General features: G+C 66.0%; 16 protein-coding genes and 1 tRNA gene. 4 read left to right on the forward strand and 13 right to left on the reverse strand.

Annotated features, from left to right (window positions below; translation table 11 throughout):
• Positions 1–200 precede the first annotated feature (200 nt).
• Entirely contained in the window at positions 201–968 is a 768-nt protein-coding gene (locus GL284_RS10290) for an SIMPL domain-containing protein (protein ID WP_155044536.1), read from the forward strand.
• 56 nt (positions 969–1,024) lie between these two features.
• Here the strand turns inward: GL284_RS10290 and GL284_RS10295 are convergent, their stop codons facing one another.
• The 6 genes from GL284_RS10295 to GL284_RS10320 form a co-directional block, all read right to left on the reverse strand.
• Complete coding sequence (locus GL284_RS10295; RefSeq protein WP_155044537.1) at positions 1,025–2,311, reverse strand: O-acetylhomoserine aminocarboxypropyltransferase/cysteine synthase family protein; 1,287 nt, start codon at positions 2,309–2,311, stop codon at positions 1,025–1,027.
• A gap of 132 nt (positions 2,312–2,443) precedes the next feature.
• The gene (gene pgi, locus GL284_RS10300) at positions 2,444–4,048 is read right to left on the reverse strand and encodes a glucose-6-phosphate isomerase (RefSeq protein WP_155044538.1); all 1,605 of its coding nucleotides are present in this window, start codon (positions 4,046–4,048) and stop codon (positions 2,444–2,446) included.
• Positions 4,049–4,054: 6 nt separating this feature from the next.
• Positions 4,055–4,723 carry a 6-phosphogluconolactonase gene (gene pgl / locus GL284_RS10305; protein ID WP_196216759.1) on the reverse strand — a complete coding sequence of 223 codons (669 nt, stop codon included), beginning with the start codon at positions 4,721–4,723 and terminating at the stop codon, positions 4,055–4,057.
• 2 nt (positions 4,724–4,725) lie between these two features.
• A complete protein-coding gene (zwf, locus tag GL284_RS10310) occupies positions 4,726–6,177 on the reverse strand; it encodes a glucose-6-phosphate dehydrogenase (RefSeq protein WP_155044540.1) in 1,452 nt (483 codons plus the stop codon).
• A gap of 66 nt (positions 6,178–6,243) precedes the next feature.
• The gene (locus GL284_RS10315; RefSeq protein ID WP_155044541.1) at positions 6,244–6,819 is read right to left on the reverse strand and encodes an RSP_2648 family PIN domain-containing protein; all 576 of its coding nucleotides are present in this window, start codon (positions 6,817–6,819) and stop codon (positions 6,244–6,246) included.
• Positions 6,816–8,009: an RSP_2647 family RNA methyltransferase gene (locus GL284_RS10320; RefSeq protein ID WP_155044542.1), complete on the reverse strand. Its 1,194-nt coding sequence runs from the start codon at positions 8,007–8,009 to the stop codon at positions 6,816–6,818. The genes GL284_RS10315 and GL284_RS10320 overlap by 4 nt, the downstream gene beginning before the upstream one ends.
• A 115-nt stretch (positions 8,010–8,124) precedes the next feature.
• Between GL284_RS10320 and edd the strand changes: the two genes are divergently transcribed.
• A complete protein-coding gene (gene edd, locus GL284_RS10325) occupies positions 8,125–9,927 on the forward strand; it encodes a phosphogluconate dehydratase (protein ID WP_155044543.1) in 1,803 nt (600 codons plus the stop codon).
• 14 nt (positions 9,928–9,941) lie between these two features.
• Here the strand turns inward: edd and GL284_RS10330 are convergent, their stop codons facing one another.
• The 6 genes from GL284_RS10330 to murA form a co-directional block, all read right to left on the reverse strand.
• The gene (locus GL284_RS10330) at positions 9,942–10,427 is read right to left on the reverse strand and encodes a PAS domain-containing protein (RefSeq protein WP_155044544.1); all 486 of its coding nucleotides are present in this window, start codon (positions 10,425–10,427) and stop codon (positions 9,942–9,944) included.
• Positions 10,428–10,494: 67 nt separating this feature from the next.
• Positions 10,495–10,953: an arsenate-mycothiol transferase ArsC gene (locus tag GL284_RS10335; protein WP_155044545.1), complete on the reverse strand. Its 459-nt coding sequence runs from the start codon at positions 10,951–10,953 to the stop codon at positions 10,495–10,497.
• 3 nt (positions 10,954–10,956) lie between these two features.
• On the reverse strand, positions 10,957–11,445 hold the full coding sequence (locus GL284_RS10340; RefSeq protein WP_155044546.1) for a UPF0262 family protein: 489 nt from the start codon (positions 11,443–11,445) through the stop codon (positions 10,957–10,959).
• Positions 11,442–12,749: a histidinol dehydrogenase gene (hisD, locus tag GL284_RS10345; RefSeq protein ID WP_155044547.1), complete on the reverse strand. Its 1,308-nt coding sequence runs from the start codon at positions 12,747–12,749 to the stop codon at positions 11,442–11,444. The genes GL284_RS10340 and hisD overlap by 4 nt, the downstream gene beginning before the upstream one ends.
• A 126-nt stretch (positions 12,750–12,875) precedes the next feature.
• Entirely contained in the window at positions 12,876–13,355 is a 480-nt protein-coding gene (locus GL284_RS10350) for a DUF2948 family protein (protein WP_155044548.1), read from the reverse strand.
• Complete coding sequence (gene murA, locus GL284_RS10355; protein WP_155044549.1) at positions 13,348–14,625, reverse strand: UDP-N-acetylglucosamine 1-carboxyvinyltransferase; 1,278 nt, start codon at positions 14,623–14,625, stop codon at positions 13,348–13,350. Before murA ends, GL284_RS10350 begins: the two co-directional genes overlap by 8 nt.
• Positions 14,626–14,948: 323 nt before the next feature.
• Between murA and GL284_RS10365 the strand changes: the two genes are divergently transcribed.
• A tRNA-Thr gene (locus GL284_RS10365) sits at positions 14,949–15,023 on the forward strand.
• Positions 15,024–15,673: 650 nt separating this feature from the next.
• Complete coding sequence (locus GL284_RS10370; protein ID WP_155044550.1) at positions 15,674–16,021, forward strand: RidA family protein; 348 nt, start codon at positions 15,674–15,676, stop codon at positions 16,019–16,021.
• On the opposite strand, the gene lpxB is transcribed toward GL284_RS10370, so the two are convergent.
• Positions 15,999–17,159 carry a lipid-A-disaccharide synthase gene (lpxB, locus tag GL284_RS10375; RefSeq protein WP_155044551.1) on the reverse strand — a complete coding sequence of 387 codons (1,161 nt, stop codon included), beginning with the start codon at positions 17,157–17,159 and terminating at the stop codon, positions 15,999–16,001. The genes GL284_RS10370 and lpxB overlap by 23 nt on opposite strands.
• Positions 17,160–17,190 lie beyond the last annotated feature (31 nt).

The raw sequence follows: 17,190 nt of genomic DNA on the forward strand, positions 1-17,190 counted from the left end.
CGATAGGTGCTCTGCAGTCCCGGGCGCTCAGGGGCGCGACTTCTTTTTTGGTTACTCTATGAACTACCGCAGAACGCGACCCGTGAAAAGCAAAACACCGCTTTGTGACGGGTCCAATGGGTAATTTCCGGGTTATAGCTGGCAGACCGCAACGACCTGCGGCGCCAGATGCGCGCCGCACAAGAATATGGAGACAGAGCATGTCGCGCACGAGGTCCATCGCCCTGGCAGCCACGCTGGCCGCATTGGCAGCCACCCCCGTCCTTGCACAGGCGCCCGCGCCGAACGACCCGCCCCCGCCGCCTGCGGGCCATCAGGAACATCGTCCCATGCCGCATCACGCCAAGTTGACCGTGACCGGGCAAGGCATGTCCTCGGCCCAGCCGGATCTGGCGCAGATCACCGTGGGCGTCAGCACCGAGGCCACGACCGCCGCCGAAGCCATGTCGCAGAATGCCACGCGGCAAAGCGCGGTGATCGAGGCGCTGAAAGCCGAAGGGATCGAGGCGCGCGACATCCAGACCTCGGGGCTGAACCTGTCGCCCAAGATGCAATATCCCGACGGTCAGGCGCCGCAGCTGGTGGGCTATACCGCGCAGAACACCGTGAACATCCGCGTGCGCGATCTGGCCGGGCTGGGCACGGTGCTGGACAAGCTGGTCGCGACCGGCGCGAATGAGATCAACGGCATCAGCTTTTCGCGCGAAGATATGAATGAGGCGCAGGATCAGGCCCGCGCCGAGGCCGTCAAGGATGCCCGCCGCCGCGCCGAGTTGATGGCCGAAGCCGCCGGGATGCGTCTGGGCGAATTGCGGTCGCTGAGCGACAGCCCGGTGGTCGAAGGTCCGCGCCCGATGATGGCGATGCGCGCGGAAGCCAAGGCCGACGCCACCCCCATCGAGGCGGGCGAGCTGAGCGTCTCGGCGCAGGTCACCGCCATCTATGACATGCTGCCCGCCGGGAACTGATCGAAAAGCCGGGCGGCAGAGCGTATCTGCCGCCCGCACCCGCGCATGGCTTGGGCTCAGGCCGTGGCTTTGGCCAGCGCCTGATCCAGATCGGCGATGATGTCGGCGGCATCCTCGATCCCGATGGACAGGCGCACGACATCCGGCCCCGCCCCTGCGGCGATCTTCTGATCCTCGGTCAACTGGCTGTGTGTGGTCGAGGCCGAATGGATCACCAGCGACCGCGCATCGCCCAGATTGGCGACATGGCTGAACAGCTTCAGATGATCGACCAGTTTCACCGCCGCATCGTATCCGCCCTTGATCGCGAAGGTGAACAGCGCCCCCGCCCCCTTGGGATAGACCCGGCTGGCCGTGGCGTTCCATGGCGATGAGGCCAGCCCCGCATAGGTGACCGAGGTGACGCGGCTGTCAGCCTCCAGCCATTCGGCGACCTTTTGGGCGTTGTCGACATGGCGCGCCATGCGCAGGCCCAGCGTTTCAAGGCCCATCAGCGTGTAATGCGCGGCCTGCGGGTTCATCGTCATGCCCAGATCGCGCAGACCGATGGCAATGCCGTGGAAGGTAAAGGCCAGATTGCCGAAACTCTCGTGGAATTTCAGGCCGTGATAGGCGGGTTCGGGCTGCGAGAGGCTGGGAAACTTGTCCGAGGCCGACCAGTCGAAGCGCCCCGAATCCACCACGACGCCGCCCGTCACCGTGCCATTGCCGGTCAGGTATTTCGTCAGGCTGTGCACCACCAGCGTCGCGCCCATCTGGATCGGTTTGCACAGCCATGGCGTGGCCAGCGTATTGTCGACGATCAGCGGCAGGCCAAGCTGGTCGGCCACCTGCGCCACCGCCGGAATATCGGTGACATAGCCGCCGGGATTGCTGATCGATTCGCAGAAAATGGCGCGGGTGTCGTCATCCGCCGCCGCCCGCAGCGCGTCCAGATCGTCCAGATCGACGAATTTCACGCCCCAGCCGAACCGCCGGATCGTCTGGCTGAACTGCGTGATGGTTCCGCCGTAAAGCCTTGTCGAGGCGATGATATTCCGGCCCGGCCCCATCAGCGGAAACAGTGCCATGATCTGCGCCGCATGGCCTGACGAGCAGCAGACCGCCCCGGCGCCGCCTTCCAATGCGGCGATGCGCGTCTGCAGGGCCGCGACAGTCGGATTGGTCAGCCGCGAATAGATATAGCCGACCTCTTGCAGCCCGAACAGCCGCGCAGCATGGGCGGCATCCTGAAACACATAGGCCGTTGTCTGATAGATCGGCACCTGTCGCGCCCCGGTCGCCGGATCGGGCGCGGCGCCCGCGTGGATGGCGGCCGTATCGAAACCCCAATTGTCGGACATCTGGTCTCCTCCTCCTCGTGCTGTCGGGCTGAGCCTAGGGGAAGGATTTGCGGTTGCAACGGACAAGAAAAATTTTCGCCGCCGGGCGGGTGGCACGGCGGCGAGATGAGTATTTGCAGAACGAAGAAGAGATCAGCCCTGCATCTGTCGCAAAAGCTGTGCCAGATGCAGGGTCGAGGGGTCGTGGTCGGGCGATGGCTCGCCGTCCAGCAGCGGGGCGACTTTCAGCGCCAGTTCCTTGCCCAGTTCCACGCCCCATTGATCGAAGCTGTTGATGCCGAGGATCGCGCCTTCCACGAAGACGCGATGTTCATAGAGGGCGACGATCTGGCCCAGCGTGAAGGGCGTGAGTTCCGGCATGACCAGCGTCGTCGAGGGGCGGTTGCCGGGAAAGACGCGGTGGCGGGCCTGACGGTCCAGCTCGGGGTCGGTCAGGCCCTTTTCCGCCATCAGCGCACGGGCCTCGGACAGCGGGCGGCCGCGCAGCAGGGCTTCGGACTGGGCGAGGCAATTGGCGATCAGCAGCCGGTGGTGATGGGCCAGATCGGGTTCGTGGCCGCGGGCGGCGATCATGAACTCGCAGGGGATGATCGACGTGCCCTGATGGATCAGCTGATAGAAGGCGTGCTGGCCATTCGTGCCCGGCTCACCCCAGATCACCGGCCCCGAGGGCAGCGTCAGATCGCTGCCATCCATCGCCACGCGCTTGCCATTCGATTCCATCTCAAGCTGTTGCAGATAGGCGGGCAGACGGGCAAGGCGGTTGTCATAGGGCAGCACCGCCCTCGTCCCATAGCCGCAGATCTGGTGGTGCCAGATGCCCACCAGCGCAAGAAGGATGGGCATGTTCCGGTCGGCGGGTGCGCTGCGGAAATGCCGGTCCATCGCAAGGCCGCCGGCAAGGAACTGGTCGAAATCGTCCGGGCCGATGGCGATCATCAGCGACAGGCCGATCGGTCCCCACATGGAATAGCGGCCGCCGACCCAATCCTCGAAGCCAAAGACGCGGTCGGCATCGATGCCCCATTGCGCCGTCTTGCCCTGCGCCGAGGACAGCGCCGCGAATTGCGCGGCGGGCGTCGTCAGCGTCTGCGCCATCCAGTCGCGGGCGGTGGCGGCATTGGTCATCGTCTCGATGGTGGTGAAGGTCTTCGAGGCCACGATCACCAGCGTCGTCGCCGGATCCAGCCCTTGCAGCGTATCGGCGATGTCCGCGCCATCGACATTCGAGACGAAATGCACGCGCGGGCCGTCATGACAGGGCTGCAGCGCGCGCACCGCCATGGCAGGCCCCAGATCCGAGCCGCCGATGCCGATATTGATGACATCGGTGATCTTGCCGCCCTTGCCCGCAAAGCTGCCATCGCGCACGCGGGTCGCGAAATCGCGCATCCGGGCATGGGTGTCGCGCACCTCGGGCATCACGTCGCGGCCATCGACCATGACCGAGCCGTCCATATTGCGCAGCGCGGTGTGCAGGACGGCGCGGTCCTCGGTCTCATTGATGCGTTCGCCCGCGAACATGGCATCGCGCCGCGCGGCCACGGGGGCGGCCAGATCGACCAGCAGCGCGCGGGCGGCGGCGTCGATCGCGGTCTTGGACCAGTCCAGAACCAGTCCGTCCGCCTGAGTCGAGAAGGCCGCGGCCCGGTTCGGATCGGCGTCAAACAGCGCCTGAATGCGCAGATCGCCCTGCGCGCGGCGGTGTTCGGCCAGTCGGTTCCAGATGTCGGTCATGTTCGGTCACTCTGCCCAATGCACGGTAATATCGCCCAGAAAGGCGCGGATCGGCGCGTCCTTGGCCTCGAGCGTCTGGGCACGTTCCAAGGCTTCGCGCTTTTCGGCGCCGGTAATCATCAGATGGGTGTTGATGGCTTTTTGCAGCGCGGGCGCGGTCAGGGTGATGCGCGGCTCATCGCTTTGGCCGCGCACGGCCATGACCAGCGGCGCATCCGAGGCCAAAGCCAGCGCGGTTTCCGGCGCGCCGGGAAACAGGCTGGCGGTGTGCATGTCATTGCCCATGCCCAGCAGCAGAACGGTGATGGGAAGCTGGTCGCGGATGCGCTGGGACAGGCCCTCGGTCGCGGCTTCGGGTTCGGCGTCGCCGGTATAAAGGTCGATATACTGCGCCGCCTCGGCCTTGCCGGTCAGCAGATGGCGATGCAGCAGCCGCGTGTTCGAGCGGTTGTGATCGCGGTCCACCCAGCGTTCGTCGTTCAGAAACACCGTGACGCGCGACCAGTCCAGCTCGCTGCCCGACAGCGAGTTGAACACCGGCGCGGGCGTCGAGCCGCCGGGCACGCAGAAGCTGGCGCGGTCATTGGTGCGCAGATGCTGGGCCAGTTGACCGGCCAGCTTGCTGGCCAGCGACAGCGCCATCAGCTCTCGGTCGGGATATTCGACGAATTCCAGGGTCATGGCCTGATCTCCCTCCAACGGCGATTGTCACGATGCAGCAGGCGCAGCGCCTCATCCGGGCCGCTGGTGCCGGGGTCATAGGGTTCGGGCCGTTTCGAGCCCGCCTCCCAGCTTGCGATCACCGGATCGGTCCATGCCCATGCGGCCTCGACCTCATCGCCGCGCATGAACAGCGTCTGGTTGCCGCGGATCACATCCATGATCAGCCGTTCATAGGCATCGGGCATGTCGGTCCCGTCCGCACCCAGCGCGTCGGCAAAGCTCATGTCCAGGGGCACCTGCACCAGACGCATGCCGCCGGGGCCGGGTTCCTTGATCATCACGGTCAGATCCATGCCCTCGTTCGGTTGCAGCTTGATGACAAGCTGGTTCGAGCGCGGGCCATCGGCCTCATCAAAGATCGAATGCGGCGGGGCCTTGAAGGTCACGACGATTTCGCTGGTCCGCGCGCGCAGCTTCTTGCCGGTGCGCAGATAGAAGGGCGTGCCGGTCCAGCGCCAGTTGGCGATGCGGACCTTCAGCGCCACGAAGCTTTCGGTGCGCGATTGCGGATTGCCGGCATCCTCCAGATAGCCCGGCTCGGCGCCTTCGGGCTGATACTGGCCGCGCACGATATCGCCCGGCTCCAGCGGTTCCAGCGCGCGGATGACCTTCAGCTTTTCATCGCGCACGGCATCGGGATCGAAGTGATAGGGCGGCTCCATCGCGATCAGGCACAAAAGCTGCATCAGGTGGTTCTGCACCATGTCGCGCATGGCGCCCGACTGATCGTAATATTCGCCGCGCCCGCCCACGCCCACGGTTTCGGCGACGGTGATCTGGACGTGATCGACATATTGCCAGTTCCACAGCGGCTCGAACAGCATATTGGCAAAGCGCACGGCCATCAGGTTCTGGACGGTTTCCTTGCCCAGATAATGGTCGATCCGATAGATCTGGTTTTCCGCGAAATGCCGGGCCAGCGTCTGGTTCAGCGCGCGCGCCGTCGCCAGATCGCGGCCAAAGGGCTTTTCCACCACGATGCGGCTGTCGGCATCGGCGATCCCGTGCCCGGCCAGCCGCTCGGCAATGTCGCCAAAGAGCGCGGGGGCGACCGAGAAATAGAAGGCATGGACGACGCCGGGACGGATGCGGGTCTTCAGATCGTCCCAGCCATCGGTGCCGCGCGCGTCAATGGCGACATAGGCCAGATGCTGCAGGAATTGCGCAAGCTGGCTGAGATCATCGCCCTTGCCGGCGAATTTGCGGATCGCGGCTTCGGCCTCGGCCCGGAAGGCCTGATCGTCCTGCTTTGTGCGGGCCGCGCCGATGATCTGCGCCGTTTCCGGGATCTGGCCCGCCACGAAACGGCGATACAGCCCCGGCAGGATCTTGCGATGCGCCAGATCGCCCGTCGCACCGAAGATGACAAGATCGAAATCCTCGACCGGAATGATGCGCGAAACCATCAAGCCCTCCTCATCGCTGCGTGGGCGATTACCTGTTGTTAGCGATAACATCAACCGAGACCTTCCTTAAGGGCGACCCTCACCCGAACCGCGACCGGGTGCAACCCCGGCGTTGTCGAACCGTTCGATGGCCTTGGCAAGACGCGGAAGGCGCGCGCGGCGCATCAATTCCTTGCGCGGGATCGCGCCGCCCGCATCGCGGGCACGCGTCTGGGTGGCGGCGACGGCGTTCAGCACCGGGTCCGGCGTTTTCAGATACAGATCGCGCAGGAATTCGTCGGGGTGAACAGCAGCCAACCCCACCGCCGCCAGCGCGCGGGCGGGAAAGTCGCGCAGATTGGCGGTAACAATTGCCTTTGCCCCCGAGGCCAGCGCGGTTTCCACGACATGCCGGTCGGCGGGATCGGGCAGATCCAGCCCCTCGGCTCCGCCCGCGCCTTGGGCAAGGGCCTGCGGAAAGCGGGCGGTCAGCAGCGCGATTTCCACCCCGGCCGACAGGCCCTGCCGGTCGGCGGCATGGCGCCATTCATCAAGGATGCGCTGCGACCAGACGGGCTGGAACAGCCCGGCTTCGGCACAATCGGTCAGGATTTCGCGCAGCACGGTCGGGTAAAGAACGCAGGCGTCCAGAACCACCGTCATCCGTCCAGCCGGAAAAACAGCGCCTTCAGATAGCCCGACTCGGCCAGTTGCGGCAGCACGGGGTGATCGGGCCCGGCCTGCCCGGTATGCAGAAGCTGCATCCGCCGTCCGCCGCGCCCGATGCCGCGTGCGCTGGCATTGCGGAAGGCCGTCAGATCGGCGGCATGACTGCACGAACACAGGCCCAGATAGCCGCCCGGCGCGACCAGCGGCGCGGCCAGCTTCGCCACACGTTCATAGGCGCGCAGACCCGCCTCAAGCGCGGGTTTCGACGGCGCGAAGGCGGGCGGATCGCAGATCACCACATCGAATTCTGCGCCCTCGCTCGCCATGGCCTCAAGCTGGGCGAAGGCGTCGCCCTGCCGCGTGACCAGCCGGTCCGCCGCGCCCATGGCCCGCGCGCCGCCCTGCGCCAGTTCCAGCGCGGCGGCCGAGCCGTCCACGCAGGTCGCCTGCACAGCCCCCGCCGCCAGCGCCGCAAGGCCAAAGCCGCCGACATGGCTGAACACGTCCAGCACGCGCGCGCCCTGTGCCAGCCGCTGCGCAAAGGCGTGATTGGGCCGCTGATCGAAGAACAGCCCGGTCTTTTGCCCGCCCATCAGATCGGCCAGATAGATCGCGCCATTCATCGGCACCTGCACCGGCGCATCCATGCTGCCGGACAGGATTTCCATCCGCTCGCCCAGCCCCTCAAGGCCGCGCGCCCGGCCCTGCCCGTTCAGGATCACGGTCGAGACTCCCGCCACGTCGCGCAGGGCGGCGGCGATGTCAGCCACCATCCGTTCAGCCCATGCGGCGTTCGGCTGGATCACGGCGGCATCGCCGAACCGGTCGATGATGACGCCGGGCAGGCCGTCGGCCTCGGCATGGATCAGGCGATAGAAGGGCTGGTCATAGATCCGCGCCCGCATGGCCAGCGCGCGCGCCAGCCGCTCGGCGATCCAGGCGCGGTCGATGATCGCGGCGGGATCGGCATCCATCATCCGGGCGATGATGCGGGATTCGTTGTTCAGGGTGACGATGCCCAAGGGCGCGCGCTCGGCATCCTCCAGCAGGGCGAAGCTGCCGGGCGCGATGGCGCGGGTGCGGCGGTCGGTCACCAATTCGTCGGCAAAGACCCAGGGGAACCCATGACGGATGGCCTGGGGTTTGGATTTCGGGCGCAGGCGGATCGTCGGAAGGTCAGTCATCGGGGCCTCATTGGGATTGACCCGAGGATTGCCACGCCCCGCCGCGCCCGGCAAGAGCAGGGCGGTTGTGCCGTTATCGCTAACTGATTATATCACGGGCAGGAGGTTGCCAGCCATGACCATGCACGCCACCATCGACCGCGTTACCGACCGGATCCGCGAACGATCCCTGAACAGCCGCGCGGCCTATCTGAAAAAGATCGCCCGCGCCGCCGAGGGCGGGCCGCGCCGGGCGCATCTGTCCTGCGGCAATCAGGCCCATGCCTATGCCGCGATGCCCGACAAGCAGGACATGGCCGAAACGCGCAAGCCCAATATCGGCATCGTCACCGCCTTCAACGACATGCTGTCGGCGCACCAGCCCTATGAGCGTTACCCCGATCTGATCCGCAGCGCCGCCCATGCGGCCGGTGCCACCGCGCAGGTCGCGGGCGGCGTCCCTGCGATGTGCGACGGCGTGACGCAAGGCCGCGCCGGGATGGAGTTGTCGCTGTTTTCGCGCGATGTCATCGCGCTGGCCTCGGGCGTGGCGCTGTCGCATGACGTGTTCGATGCGGCGATGTATCTGGGCGTCTGCGACAAGATCGTGCCGGGGCTGATCATCGCCGCAGGCACGTTCGGCCATATCCCCGCGGTCTTCGTGCCGGCGGGACCGATGCCGTCGGGCCTGCCCAATGACGAAAAATCCAAGGTCCGCCAGCAATTCGCCACCGGCGAGATCGGGCGCGAGGCGCTGATGGCCGCTGAAATGGCCAGCTATCACGCACCGGGGACCTGCACCTTTTACGGCACGGCCAACACCAATCAGATGCTGATGGAATTCATGGGCCTGCACCTGCCCGGCTCCAGCTTCGTGAACCCCAACACGCCGCTGCGCGATGCGCTGACCGTCGCCGCCGTGCAGCGCGCCGCAGCCATCACCCGGCTGGGCAATGATTACCTGCCCGCGGGCGAGGTGCTGGACGAGCGCGCCTTCGTCAACGGCATCGTCGGGCTGATGGCCACGGGCGGGTCGACGAACCTGATCATCCACCTGCCCGCGATGGCGCGGGCGGCGGGCGTGCTGCTGGATCTTGAGGATTTCCACGACCTGTCGGAAAGCGTGCCGCTGATGGCACGGGTCTATCCCAACGGGCTGGCCGATGTGAACCATTTCCATGCCGCAGGCGGGCTGGGCTACATGATCGCCAAGCTGCTGGATGCGGGGCTTTTGCACGAAGACGTGCGCACCATCGCGGGCGGCGGGCTGGGGCTTTATGCACAAGAGCCGCAACTGCGCGGTGGCACGGTGCATTGGATGCAGGGCGCGCAGGACACGCTGAACGACAAGATCCTGCGCCCCGTCACCGACCCGTTCGCACCGACCGGCGGGCTGAAGCAGCTGGCGGGCAATCTGGGGCGCGGTGTCATCAAGGTCTCGGCCGTCGCGCCGGAGCGCCACATCATCGAGGCCCCTGCCCGCGTCTTTGCCGATCAGGAAGAGGTCAAGGCCGCCTTCAAGCGCGGCGAATTCACCGGCGATACCATCGTCGTGGTGCGGTTTCAGGGCCCGCAGGCCAACGGAATGCCGGAACTGCATTCGCTGACGCCCACGCTGGCCGTGTTGCAGGACCGGGGCCTGCGCGTCGCGCTGGTGACGGATGGCCGCATGTCGGGCGCCTCGGGCAAGGTTCCGGCGGCGATCCACCTGTCGCCCGAGGCGGCGGATGGTGGCCCGCTGGCCCGGGTGCAGGATGGCGACATCATTCGGCTGGACGCCGTGGCCGGCACGCTGGAATGCCTGGCCGCCGATTTCGACGCCCGCACGCCCGCCACGCATGATCCCGACGCCTCGTCCGAGGGCATGGGCCGCGAGCTGTTCCGCGCCTTCCGCGCCCATGTCGGACGCGCGACCGAAGGCGCGGCGGTGGTGGTCTAGGGCCGCAGCCCGGATCAATGGTCGAAGCGCCTGCGCTGGACGGGCGGTGCTTCGACCTCGAATGCGGATCCGTCGATGACCTGCGCCTTGCGGCCGAAGCCATCGCGCATGTCGATCAGGCTGCCCGCATCCTCGGGGCGGGCAAAGATCAGGCAGAGGCACGCGCCCCCGACCTCATCGCGGACCGCGAAGACGCGCGCATCGACCCGGAAGCGGCGACCCGATTTCGACAGATGCGCCAGTTCCGGCACATGCGCCTCGCCGCCTTGCGGCGCGGACAGCAGATCGTTCAGCCGACCGGCACAGCGTTCGCCCAGATCCAAGAGCGACCAGACCGGACGATTGAGCAGCTCATCGCGGGAAAACCCGGTCAACCGCAGATAGCATTGGTTGATCGCGGCGATGCGCCCGACCGGATCAAGCGCCAGCACGGCGCGATGGGTCTGAAGCGCGCGCATCGCATGGTCCAGACCATGGGCCATCAGAAGAAAATCCGTCATCCGCAAACTCCGTTCGGGTCTGACGAAAGATCTAGGACATATCCCCTAAGATTCGGTTAGCGCCGCTTCACGACTGTGTGGGCGGGCCGAAACGCTCCAGCAGCCGGTCGCGGATCTGGTCGCGAATCTGGCGATACAGCGCCAGCTTCGCCTCGCGCCCCTCGGCCAGACCGGACGGGTCCATGATCGGCCAATATTCCACATCCAGATGCGCGATCCTTGTCAATTCAAGGGCTTGCCGTTGGCTGGCGGGCGACAGCGCCACGATCAGATCGAAGCTGCCCAGATCGTCGCCCCATTCCTTCATCTCATCGAAGGACCGCGAGCGGTGCTTGGACAGTTCCACCCCGATTTCGTTGCAGACCGCGATGGCGAAGCCGTCGATCTCCATGTCGTTCTTGACGCCCGCCGATTGCACATAGGCGCTGCGGCCGTAGAATTTCTTCATCATCCCCTCGGCCATGGGCGAGCGGATCGCGTTATGATCGCAGCAAAACAGCACCGAACTGGGGATCGGTCCGCTCAAGGATCACTCCGGAATCAGGGCGCAGATCAGGGTGAAAAGGCGGCGCGCGGTGTCGATGTCGATGATCGCCTTGCCCTCGAGCCGTTCCTGCAAGGTGCGCGCGCCTTCGTTGTGGATACCGCGCCGGGCCATGTCGATGGCCTCGATCTGGGCGGGCGGCAGCCGCTTCACGGCATCGAAATAGCTGGCGCAGATCTGGAAGTAATCCTTGACCGTCTGGCGGAACGGCCCCATCGACAGATGAAATTCCGCCACCTTTTCATCGGCTTCGGTGGAAATGTCAAAGACCAGCCGCTTGTCGCGCATCCCCAGCACCAGCGCATAGGGACCGTTGGGGGCGTCCTGCCCGTCGCGGCCCGGAAGCCGGAAGCTGTTATCCTCCAGCAGGTCGAAAACGGCGACGCGGCGGTCCTGTTCCATCTCGGGCGATGGCGGCGGCAGCGCGCTTTCGTCGATCTCGATGCGGATCAGCCGGTCAAGCTCAGTGGTCATCCCGCACCTCCGTTCAGCGTCTCCAGCCGTGCCGAGACCGACAGCCCATGCGCCGACAGCCCCTCGGAGGCGGCCAGCCGTACCGCCGCCGGGCCAATGGCTGCCAGCGCCTGCGGGCTGAGCTTCGAGATCGTCGTGCGTTTCAGGAAATCCATTACCGACAGCCCCGACGAGAACCGGGCCGAGCGCGCGGTCGGCAGCACGTGATTCGGACCGCTGACGTAATCGCCCGCCGCCTCGGGCGTCCAGCCGCCCAGAAAAATCGCGCCCGCGTGCCGGGTCTTTTGCGCCAGCGCATCGGGATCGTCGACGCAAAGCTCAAGATGTTCGGGCGCGATGCGGTCCGACAGCGCCGCCGCCTCGTCCAGATCGCGGGTGACGATGACCGTGCCATAATCGCGCCAGCTTGCCCCGGCGACAGCGGCACGCGGCAGCGTCGGCAACAGGCGTTCGACCTCGGCCACGACAGCCTTGGCCAGCGCCTCATCGGGGGAAATCAGGATGGATTGCGCGTCGGCATCGTGTTCGGCTTGCGCCAGCAGATCCAGTGCCAGCCATTCGGGGTTCTGCACGCCCTGCGCAATCACCAGCACCTCGGACGGGCCGGCGATCATGTCGATGCCGACGCGGCCAAAGACGTGGCGCTTGGCGGCGGCGACATAGGCATTGCCCGGCCCGGTGATCTTGTCGACGGGGCGGATGGTGCCCGTGCCGTAAGCCATGGCGGCAATCGCCTGTGCGCCGCCGATGCGGTAAATCTCATCGACGCCGGCCAGTTCGGCGGCCAGCAGCACCAGCGGATTGACTACGCCATCGGGGGTCGGCACGCAGATCACCAGCCGCTCGACCCCTGCCACACGGGCCGGGATCGCGTTCATCAACACCGAGGACGGATAGCTGGCCTGCCCGCCCGGCACATACAGCCCGGCCGCCGAAACCGGCGTCCAGCGCCAGCCCAGCGTCGCGCCTTCGGGGTCGGTCCAGCGCATATCCTCGGGCATCTGGCGGGCGTGATAGGCGCGGATGCGGTTGGCGGCCTGCGCCAGCGCGGCACGATCCTCGGCCGAGACCTTGGCGGTTTCTGCCGCGATCTCATCGGCGCTGAAGGCCAGACCGCCCGACAGGTCCAGCCGGTCGAAACGCTTGGTCAGATCACGGACAGCCGCATCGCCCCGCGCGCGCACATCGGCGATGATCGTGGCCACGGCATCGTTCACATCCGCCGCATCCTCACGCTTCATATGCAGCATGTCGTCGAAACGCTGGTCGAAATCGGGCTGGGCGGTATTCAGGAAGATGGGCATGGTCACGCTTTCGTATGTCCCGCCCTTGTTAGCGGCTGCGACAAAGCGGCTCAAGCGCCCTCAAGGTCGCGTATCGTGCCGGACGCAACGGCGCGCCCGGTTCAGCCCGCCGTCCGACACCGGCTTTCAGACATCGGCATGGCCCGGCGCACGGCGCGAGGGCGCGATATAGGGGCGGGTCACATCCCGCAGTTCGACGTTCAGGCATTCGGCATGAACGACCAGCGTGCCATCCCCGGCAAATTCCAGCATCAGCTGGCCGGTCCCATCCTCGCCCGGTTGCCAGCGCAGGGCCAGCAGCTCAAGGATCAGGTCATTGTCGCTGCGGTCGATGCCGTCGCTTTGCACCCTCTGCACATCCGAAATCAGCAGGACCGAGCGCACCCGCTCATAGGGGCGTTCTTCCCGCTGGGCCGAGGCGGCGTCTTCCCAGCGAAAGCGGTTCAGCAGCAGCGCAAGCTGACGATGGCGCATGTCATAGGAAATCTCGGTCACCGGCAGCACCGAATCCTGGGCCAGCGTGGAAATCACGGTCAGGTCTTCGGGATCGCCCGCCATCAGCGCCAGCGGCGCGGGATCGGCGTCGGTGAAGCGTGCGTCAGGCATCGGCTGGCTCCTTGATGCGTTCGATATCAGCGCCCACGCCGCGCAGCTTGCGCACGACCTTTTCGTAGCCACGATCAAGGTGATAGACGCGGCTGACAATGGTTTCGCCCTCGGCGGCAAGACCGGCAAGGATCAGGCTGACCGAGGCGCGCAGGTCTGTGGCCATGACTGGCGCGCCGCGCATCTTGGCGACGCCATGGACGGTGGCGTGACCGCCATGCACCTCGATCCGCGCGCCCATGCGGGCCAGTTCGGGGGCGTGCATGAAGCGGTTTTCAAAGATGGTCTCCTCCAGCACCGAGGTGCCTTCGGCCGTGCACAGCAACGCCATCATCTGTGCCTGCAGATCCGTGGGGAAGCCGGGGAACGGCTCTGTCACCACATCGACGGCGCGGATGCGGCCATTCTTGCGCGCGACTTTCAGACCGCGCGCGGTTTCCGTGACCGACACCCCCGCCTGATCCAGCTTTTCGCAAAAGGCCGCCAGCAGGTCGATGCGACCGCCCAGCAACTCGACCTCGCCGCCGCAGATCGCGGGGGCCAGCATATAGGTGCCAAGCTCGATCCGGTCGGTGACGACGGGATGGGTCGCGCCCCCAAGCGCCTGCACGCCCTGAATGGTGATGGTCGAGCTTCCCTCGCCCTCGATCTGCGCGCCCATGCGGCGCAGACATTGCGCCAGATCGACGATCTCGGGTTCACGCGCGGCGTTCTTCAGCACGGTCGTGCCGCGGGCCAGCGTCGCCGCCATCAGCGCGTTTTCCGTGGCCCCCACCGAGACGACCGGGAAGTCGATGACCGCGCCCTTCAGCCCGCCCGCCGCCTTGGCATGGACATAGCCGTCGCGCAGGTCCAGTTCGGCCCCCATCGCCTCAAGCGCCTTCAGATGCAGATCGACCGGACGCGCGCCGATCGCACAGCCGCCCGGCAGTGACACGATGGCATGACCGTCGCGCGCCAGCATCGGCCCCAGCACCAGGATCGAGGCCCGCATCTTGCGCACGATGTCATAATCAGCGGTGTGATTATCCAGCCCGTGACTGGACAGCGCCAGCACCGTGCCGTCGTTCAGCGATGCCACCTCGGCGCCCAGCGATTGCAGCAGCGCCGTCATGGTGCGGATGTCGGACAGCCGTGGCGCATTGGTCAGCGTCAGCGGCTGATCCGTCAGCAGCGTGGCGGGCATAAGTGTCAGGCAGGCATTCTTGGCGCCGGCGATCGGGATTTCGCCGTGAAGCGGCCCGTTCCCCCTTACGATGATCTGATCCATCTATTCCTCGTTCCCCGGACTGCGGTCTTCTGTCGAGACGCTGTGCCCTTGCTGCTCGTCATCCTTGGGGTGCTGCGCATCTCGGGCGCGGCCCTGCGCCTTTCGGCGGACCAGATTGGCCCGTAGCGCCGCCTTCAGGCGGGCTTCGCGGTCACCTGCCGCATCCGATCTGCTTGGTCCCTTGGTCATATTCGACCTGTTAACCCCTGCGCCGCCTTGCGTCCAGCGGGCGCTGCCATCGGGCGGCGCGGCGTCTTGCGTATTTTTTTCCGACGATCCCCCTTGCGCCCCCCGTGCGGTTTGTCTAAACGCCCCTCCACGATGCTGTGGTAGCTCAGTGGTAGAGCACACCCTTGGTAAGGGTGAGGTCGAGAGTTCAATCCTCTCTCACAGCACCATTTTTCATTTATAGATCAATGGGGTAAGCGTTCGCCTTGATCCACGGCGCGACGGTGTTTGCAAAGGCTTGCGCAGACATACCGCGAAATTCGGGAAAGATCCGTGCAAATCGCGTACACGGCTTCTTGGTCGGCTCGACTGGAATCACCAGCGCGCTTGTCTCATCCGCTTCGGACCTGAACAATCGGTGCGTTACGTCAAGCTCGCCCGGTGCCGAGCCCAGCCTTGCGGCCCACGGCGTCACGTTACTGTAGCAGATAGCGGTTAGCGTGCAGGGGCGATGTCCCCCATCAGAAACAAGGCGCCCGGCGGCTCCCCCACTGCCGGGTGCATCCTGTTGCGCGAACAGTCCTCAGGCATGGCTGCGCCGAAACCTTTCTCCGACACCTGAGATGTTACGCCCAAGTGCCTGACGCAGAAGTCGGATACCCCGCTGATCGACCGCCGCCTCGGCAGGCACCCGGAATGCCCCGCCCCCAAAGACCCTGCCCGCAACCCGGCCAGACCCGGACCAATGCGCCCCCGTCTTCGCGATTCGCGGCAGCCGCAGCGTCGCCAGCCATTGATCCACGCCGCAGGCTTTGGCATGAGGTCACTGTCATCCCGGCATCCGCTTCTGCACTGCCGGCAACCCGAAAGGATCACAGACATGTCCGAGATCAGCCGCATCGGCACAGGCCCCCGCATGAGCGAAGCCGTCATCCATAACGGCACCATCTATCTGGCGGGTCAGATCGCCGCCCCCGGCGCATCGGTCACCGAACAGACGCAAGGCGCCTTGGCCGAGGTGGACCGCCTGCTGGCCGAATGCGGTTCGGACAAGACCCGCATCCTGTCGGTGCAGATCTGGCTGGCCGATATGTCGACCTTCGCCGAAATGAACGCGGTCTGGGATCAATGGGTGCCGCAGGGCCATACCCCTGCCCGCGCGACCGGCGAATCGAAACTGGCAACGCCCGATTATAAGGTCGAAATCATCGTGGTGGCTGCGGCGTAATCGCCCCCAGAACCGAGCGCGCGGCGCGCAGGCCCGGAGCCTCGCCGCCGCGGCCAAGACGCACCATCGTCAGGTCCATCGCATCATGCTGGGCCTGACGCGCCGCCGGATCCTCGATCAGATGCAGCAGCGCCTGCGCCATCGGCCCCGGCTGACATTTGCGCCCGATGAATTCGGGCACGCTGCGCGTTTCGCTGACCAGATTGACCAGCGTCACGGTATCGGTTTTCAGCAGCATCCCGATGATCATCCGGCTGAGCGGCGCGACATCATAGCCGATGACCATGGGCACATCATTCGCCGCCAGATCCAGACTGACCGTGCCGGATGCCGCCAGGGCCAGATCGGCCGCAGCAAAGGCCGCGCGCCGGTCCTCGGCCGCCTCGACGACGATCGGCGCCGAGGGCCAGCGTCTGGTCATGTCCCGCACAAGCTGCGCCACACCGCGCACCGTCGGGATGACCACGCGGATCTCCGGCACCCGGTCGCGAAGCTGCATCAACGCCTCGTCGAACCTTGGTCCAAGACGCGCCACCTCGCCCCGCCGCGATCCGGGCAGACACAGCACCAGCGGCGTATCGGCCGAGATGCCATGAGCCTCGCGAAACGCCGCAGCCTCGCCCACCCCCGCCACCGGCTGCGCCACGATGGGATGGCCGACGAAATCGCAACTCATCCCGGCGGCGCGCATGTAATCCGGCTCGAAGGGCAGCAAGGCCAGAACGTGGTCGATGACCTGCGCCATCTTCTTCGCCCGTCCTGGACGCCATGCCCAGACCGAAGGCGCGACGTAATGCACCGTCTTGAGACCCGGCATCAACTCACGGACCTGACGCGCGACACGCAGACAGAAATCGGGACTGTCGATGGTGATCAGCACATCGGGCTGCGCCTCGGCCACAGCCAGCGCTGTCTGACGGATCCGGGCCTTGAGCTGGCGGTATTTGGGCAAGATCTCGACGATGCCCATGACCGACAGTTCCTCCATCGGAAACAGGCTCTCCAAGCCCTGCGCAGACATGGCCGGGCCGCCAACCCCCAGGAACACGGCCTCGCGGTCCAGCGACCTCAGCCCCTCCATCAACGGGCCGCCCAGATTGTCGCCCGAGGGTTCGCCTGCGATCAGGAAATATTTCATGGACCTGCTCCAGCGGCTGCGTCGGATTTGA

The sequence above is a fragment of the Paracoccus shanxieyensis genome, assembly GCF_009711265.1.
Taxonomy (GTDB): Bacteria; Pseudomonadota; Alphaproteobacteria; order Rhodobacterales; family Rhodobacteraceae; genus Paracoccus; species Paracoccus shanxieyensis.